Consider the following 6,842-nt stretch of genomic DNA (forward strand, 5'->3'; position numbering starts at 1 on the left):
AATTGAGCGTCTTTATTATCGGTTAATTTTCGCTATTGAAAAACACTTTGTAGTAATGCATCTTTTTTTCTTCGTCATAGCCGCGCTCAAGATATTCTTCCGAGGCATCGGGAGCATCAATGTCTAACTTAATTTGAATATTGGTGTCTAATTTAATATCGGTTTTAATTTTGCGTTTTTCTTTGTTTACAACAGCTTCAGCAACGTCAAATTGATTGCGTAACACTAAATTTTGTTCGCTCTCAAATTCCTTTTTAAAGTCGTCGAACTCTTTTTTATGCTTATCTTCTTCAAATAATTCATCCTTAAAGCGCTCAATGTTCATAACCTCATTTTCTTTAAAAAAGTCAATAGTCTTAGCCAGAAATGTATTTTGTTCTTGAGCCCCATAACTTGTTTTTATAATTTCAGAAGAAAAATCTTTACAAAATGAAATATACTGCTGGGTATGGTTGTTGGCATCATCCGCATATTTAATATTTAAAAAATGATTAATCCAATATTGGGCATCATAGTTATTATTGTCTACACTTAAAATAATGTTACCTTCTGCATCACTTTGATTTAAAATTAAGCAACCCTTATCAACTTTTTTTGAACTGATGCCTTTCTGAACCAACACGTCATAACTGTTGTTTTCTAAATAGGTTTGAAAAAAGTTTACTTTGTTTTCAATTTTGAAGATGCCCAAGGCATTTGTAGTAATGTCTCTAAATTCAATACCCTCAAAAAGTACCACTAAAACATCGCCAGTTTTAATATTAGCAGAGCTTGATTGTTCATATAAATGGGTTACAATGTGTTTTGATGTTTCAATAAAAGCCTCCTCATCATTAAAGATTTGTGCGCTATAGCTATTAATTTCGTTTAATGAAATATTGGCATGGTGGTTAAACCTGTAGCTTTGAACCACGGTGCCAAAAGGCCGTAATAAAAAAGGAAGCATTAAATCATAACTAGGTTCATCAAAATCTACAACCTGATCTGAAAATGCATTTTTTGTGTCGTTAAACTTATTTCCAACTTTATGAATGATGAATTTTGAAATGGAGGCGTTTTTTCTAGAAATCATGTGTGTATAATATAGAATGCAATAGTATTAAATTAACTTGAAATTAGAGTAAAAGAGAGCGCCAAAACACAAGGCTTTGACGCTCCTAGATTTGAGGACTTAATTGTTTATACTTAAAAAAGATTTTTAAAATAGAGAGTGTTGATTAATAGCTAATTACGGGTAAATATAACGTATATTACATAATGATACTAATTAATTTGATAAAGAATGATAGAGTTGCTTTCTCCTTTGGTTACAAACTCTAAATTTATGTCTCTATCAATGTTATCTAAATCGATAATACTATTACCATAAACGGGAAAGTTAGCAATGATTTTAGATTGACTATCAAAAAGATATACTTTGTGAGCTTGCAAATCTGTAGTGGTTACATAAATTTTATCATTGATGTAAAATATTTTTGGTGTTGAATAGCCACCAAAATCTAAATCGGTTGTTTTGTTTTTTATGGTGAGTTTGTTTTCACTTTGAGTAACCAATGTTTTACTTGTAGTAGTTAAACTATGATTGTCAGAAAGATTTAAACTACGTTTAGAAACATTACCTTTCGTATCAACAGCAATAATATCTCCATTAGAGTCTGTGGTAGTAAAAGTATTGTTATATAGAAAAATAGGTTGGTCTGAATAGGTATGGGATTGTTTTGGTTTTACACGTGTTTTACCAACGCGGTTTAAAATGTATAAGTTGTTTTTAGTTTTGAAAGCAATATAATCCTTACTGCCTATTCTAAAATGTTGCGGTTGAGAGAGTATAGTGTTGTCGGCAGATTTAAAGGTAAACCCTTTTACAACTTTTCCTTTTACATCATACATTAATACATGTTTGCCCTGTGTTACTAAAAGACGGTATTTTTTTTTCTTATCATAATCAAATACCGAGAGTGGTTGGGTAATGGCATCATTGAATTTTAAAGGAAACGGACTAACATCTTTTCCATTTCTATCTAAAACATAAATACGGTTTGGTGTGGCAAAAGCCAATTGAAGTCGACCGTTTTTATACATGTCAATTTGTTCTATATTACCAAGAACGGGGCCTCTTAGTTTTTTCTTCCAAAGGATTTTTCCTTCATTAGAAATTAAATATAATTGGTTGTTAACATCTTGAACCACAATCTCTTTTTGCATTGTAATATGGTTTTTTACAAATTGTGGTGTATTCAGAACATCGGTATCCAGTTTAATATTGAGCTGCTCGGTCACTGAGTTGACTAACGCTCTTGATTTGTTCTTGCCAATAACACCATTTACATGAGCAAAACTATGGTCATATATAAATTGAATGGCAGAAGCATTATAGCCCTTTAATGAAATATGCTGCTTTTCGTCAATATTTTTATTTAAGATATTTTGAAGGGTTGATGTGTTTACTACTTGAAGAAAAGAGGCGGCGTCACTCAATTTCGCTTTGGCTGTTTTAAAATGCTGCGTTTCTGCTAGGGTTGTTTTGTTTTGGAAGTTTGCAATAATGTTTTGAAGCAGGTCTTTGCGGTTGGTAAAAACAAAAAAATGATCTATTTGACAATACATATTTATAGCATTGAAATTGATTAATGGTGCAAACGTTTCTGAAAACAAATTGGAGTTGTCAAATTCAAAAAAATCAATTTCTCTATAGGTATCTATTTTATTTTGCTCTGCCAGTAAAGCATCTTGCGTGGCAATAACATCTGTAGAATTTAAAACAATAGCTTGGTTGTTGTCTTCATAAATAACACCAACTTCTGTAATATCATTAAATAAAGCTGTAGCTGTTGTAATACTGTCTTTAGAGTTGAATGTTGCCAAATTTTGCTCTAAGGTTTTAAAGTTGTCAAAAGTGAAACTAACAAAACCATCACTGTTTGATGGGGTTATATGTTGAATTTGATTCTCTTGAGGTACAGTATTTCTAAAGATGTTTATTATGTGCGTTGAGTCATTGGCTTGTGTTATCCCATTAAAATAAATCTGATCTTGAGAAAGCTCGGCATCAAAAGCCATGTATTTGGTAAACGTATTTAGGTTTAAAGAATCTTCAATAAAAACGGATTCTAAGAATTGTTGATTTGGTTTTAGTATGACCGAGCACGTACTATTTTCACCCGTAGCATGGTAAACTTTTATAAAATCTAAATCTCTTTTTGTTGATGAAAAGTTATTTAAAACGGTTTCTTTTGAAGTTGATACAAAAAAGACACTGTCAATCACAGCACTATAAAACATTTGGTCTTTTACCATTAATTTGGTAATGGGTGTGTTTTTTATAGTAACAGATTCTTCTTTATAGTCTGGTAGAGAATCTGTTTTTAAAAGATTTTTGGTAAATCGTGTTATAATAGCAAAATCAATACTATCATTTTTTTGTTTTGAAAGGCAAATAAGAACATCACCTTCTGGGTTTAAAAACGATAGATTTTCAATTTTTTGTTGAAGAGCATTGTAGGTCTTTGTTTTTGATATGTTTTGAAGAAAATCACTGTTGTGAATACTTCCCTTAAGAGCTTCAATATTTGATGTTTTTATTATAATTTCAGCCTGCTCAGGAACAAAATCAAGGAGTGTAGAACGTTTTGTTTCTAAGTTAGTGCATCCTAGGAATAAAACAAGTAGGAGAGGGAAATAAAAAAGTCTCATGGATTGAATCAATTTTTACAAACCTAATATTTTTTCAACGCATAAAAAACTTATAGCGGTAACTTTAATTGTTCGGGTAATAATCTAAAAGATTTTCGGTGGTATTTGGTAATTCCGTAAGTTTTAATAGCCTCTCTGTGTTCTTTTGTAGGATATCCTTTGTTTTTTTTCCAGTTGTACATAGGGAATTCCTCATGAATTTTATCCATGTATAAGTCCCGATAGGTTTTTGCTAAAACAGAGGCGGCCGCAATACTTAAATATTTACCATCACCTTTAATAATCGTTTCAAACGGAATAGCATTAAAAGGTTTAAATCTATTACCATCAACAATAATATATTCAGGAACTTTTTCTAATTGTTCTATAGATTTGTGCATCGCTAAAATAGAAGCATTTAAAATATTGATGGTGTCAATTTCATTTTGAAACACATGTGCTACTCCAAAACATACGGCTTCTTTTTCTATAATCGGTTTTAATGTAAAACGTTTTGTTTCGCTTATTTGCTTAGAGTCATTAAGTACAGCATTATTAAATTTTGGGGGAAGTATAACCGCAGCGGCTGTAACAGGACCCGCTAAACAACCACGCCCAGCTTCATCGGTGCCGCATTCTAAAATATATCCTGAATGATTTTGTAAAAGCATAGGGCTAAAATATTGATAATATTCTAATTTTTAAATTCAGGAAATGCCTTGTTGAGCAATAAAGTTGAAAGCCAAATAGAACGTTAAATGGATTAAAAGTAACCGATTGCAAAAATTAACCACTTACCGTTTGGTTTAAAGACTAACTTTATAATAAAGTAAAGTCTATTTAATCAAACAGAAAAGTCTCAATGGAAAAGATGGCTGGTGTTTTTATAGATTTCTTTATTTAAAATAATTAATCGTTGTTTTCGTTCAAATAATTACTTTTGTTTCGAAAAAAATGATTGAGGATAGAAAGATTGATTTTCTATTTGAGTAGACTTAATATATGAGACTTAAAATACCATTTTGCCTAAAATCAAGAAGTATAAGCATAAAATTTGTTTTTTTATTGAGTATGTTTTTATTGTATACAGTAATGGTAGAGGCGCAGAATGAACCTGCAACACAGAATACTCAAGAACAAAATACTGTGGCGCCATCAGACTCGTTATTGCTTCCTGGTAACCCACCTAAGCAGAAACCTTCAAAAGATAAAGGTAAGCCTTTAGCAAACATACAAGATTATCAGATTATTTCCTTTAAGAATGACACCACCTTTGTTGATACTACGTTAACCATTCAAAAGGATTATAAAATGAATTATTTGCGAAGGGATAATTTCGGACTCATTCCTTTTGCCAATTTAGGACAAACCTACAACCAACTTACCTATAATTTTGAAAACACCAGTTTAATGCCCAAAATAGGAGCACGAGCAAGGCATTTTAATTATATGGAGGTTGAAGATATTAACTATTACAGAATGCCTACGCCATATACAGAACTTTTTTACAGAAGTGCTTTTGAGCAAGGGCAACTGTTAGACGCCTTTTTTTCAGCTAATTTAAGTCCGCAATTTAATTTTTCAATAGCTTATAAAGGACTAAGATCGCTTGGTAAGTATCAGCATATTTTAACAAGTACAGGAAACTTTAGGGTGACTGGAAATTATCAAAGTAAAAATAGACGCTATAATGCTAGAGGGCATATCGTGACTCAAGATTTAATGAATCAGGAAAATGGCGGACTTACAGAAGATAGTGTTGAGAACTTTGAAAGCGGTGATGAAGAGTTCTTTGATCGTTCTATTCTGGAAGTTAATTTTGAAGATGCCGAAAGTATATTGCTTGGGAAAAGGTATCATTTAGATCATAGCTTTAATATTGTAAAGCCTAACGATTCTGTATCAAAAAACAGATTGTCATTAGGACATGTCTTTACCTATAAAACCAAGTATTTTCAATATGACCAGCAGAGTGCCCAAACAGCCATGTTTGGAGATGCTTTTAAAACAAGGGATTTAACAGATAAGGTTGTTTTAAAGAATATGTACAATGAGGCTAATCTGAATTATAGCAATAATGTGATTGGCGATTTGCATTTTAATATTAATAACAACAGCTATAATTATGGGTATAACCGTTTAGTAAGTCTTAATGGGCAACTTATTACCAATCGATTAATAGGTGATGTTGTCGCCATTGGCGGAAAGTATCATAAACAACATGGTGGCGTGGCCGTTACAGGTGAAGGCGGTTTGAATCTATCGGGTGATTTTAAAGGAAACTACATAAAAGGAACAGCAGGCTTTAAGCTTAAAACTATTTTTGAAGTAGAAGCATCAATTAATCATAGCTCAAAAGCACCTAATTATAATGCCCAATTATATCAAAGTAACTATTTAAGCTATAACTGGCAAAATAGGTTTAAGAATATTGAAACGCAACAATTGGGATTTAAACTAGCATCAAAGAAAATAGCCGATATTTCAGTAGATTTTTCTACCATTGATAATTATGTGTATTTCATGAAAAGTGAATCAACGGGGCAAGTAGCACCTTTTCAAAGTACAAATACAATCAATTATTTAAGAGTAAGATTAGATAAGGAGTTTAAAGTAGGTAAGTTTGCGCTCAATAATACGATAGAGTATCAAAACGTAACCGATAAAGATTCGGTTTTAAATGTGCCCGAATTCAATACCAGAAACACGTTGTATTTCTCGAGTCATGTCTTTAAAAAAGCCCTGTATCTGCAAACAGGATTTACTTTTAATTACTTTACTGAGTTTTTTATGAATGCCTATAATCCAATTATGGCTGAGTTTTATGTTCAGAAGGAAAGAAAGTTTGGCGGGTTTCCTAGATTAGATTTCTTTTTAAATGCTCAAATAAGAAGAACTAGAATTTACTTCAAGGCAGAGCATTTTAATTCATCGGTTACGGGTTATAATTATTATTCGGCGCCAACCTATCCTTATAGAGACTTTATTGTACGCTTTGGTTTGGTCTGGAATTTTTTCCATTAGCAAAGCAACTAAGTCAGTTTATTTATTCAAGTTGTTTTAATAGTTGTATTTCTTACTTTCTAAAAAATGAATCCTACTTCTCTGTATAATATAGTATAGAATAAGGATGAATTTGTTGTTCCTTTAATATGATTTATATGTAATTT

Annotated in this window: 4 protein-coding genes; 1 reads left to right on the plus strand and 3 read right to left on the minus strand. The window is 31.5% G+C overall.

Annotation, left to right across the window (positions count from 1 at the left end):
* Positions 1-22: 22 nt before the first annotated feature.
* The 3 genes from FGF67_RS14000 to FGF67_RS14010 all read right to left on the minus strand — a co-directional run bounded on the left by FGF67_RS14000 (position 23) and on the right by FGF67_RS14010 (position 4,343).
* Positions 23-1,072, minus strand: a complete 1,050-nt coding sequence (locus FGF67_RS14000; RefSeq protein WP_139698384.1) for a nucleoid-associated protein — start codon at positions 1,070-1,072, stop codon at positions 23-25.
* A gap of 191 nt (positions 1,073-1,263) precedes the next feature.
* Positions 1,264-3,693 carry a ribonuclease HII gene (locus FGF67_RS14005; RefSeq protein ID WP_139698385.1) on the minus strand — a complete coding sequence of 810 codons (2,430 nt, stop codon included), beginning with the start codon at positions 3,691-3,693 and terminating at the stop codon, positions 1,264-1,266.
* Positions 3,694-3,743: 50 nt separating this feature from the next.
* Positions 3,744-4,343 carry a ribonuclease HII gene (locus FGF67_RS14010; protein ID WP_139698386.1) on the minus strand — a complete coding sequence of 200 codons (600 nt, stop codon included), beginning with the start codon at positions 4,341-4,343 and terminating at the stop codon, positions 3,744-3,746.
* Positions 4,344-4,743: 400 nt separating this feature from the next.
* On the opposite strand from FGF67_RS14010, the gene FGF67_RS14015 reads away from it, so the two are divergent.
* Positions 4,744-6,696 carry a putative porin gene (locus FGF67_RS14015; RefSeq protein WP_233244090.1) on the plus strand — a complete coding sequence of 651 codons (1,953 nt, stop codon included), beginning with the start codon at positions 4,744-4,746 and terminating at the stop codon, positions 6,694-6,696.
* Positions 6,697-6,842: the final 146 nt, after the last annotated feature.

The organism is Allotamlana fucoidanivorans (assembly GCF_006265225.1).
GTDB classification, from domain to species: Bacteria; Bacteroidota; Bacteroidia; order Flavobacteriales; family Flavobacteriaceae; genus Allotamlana; species Allotamlana fucoidanivorans.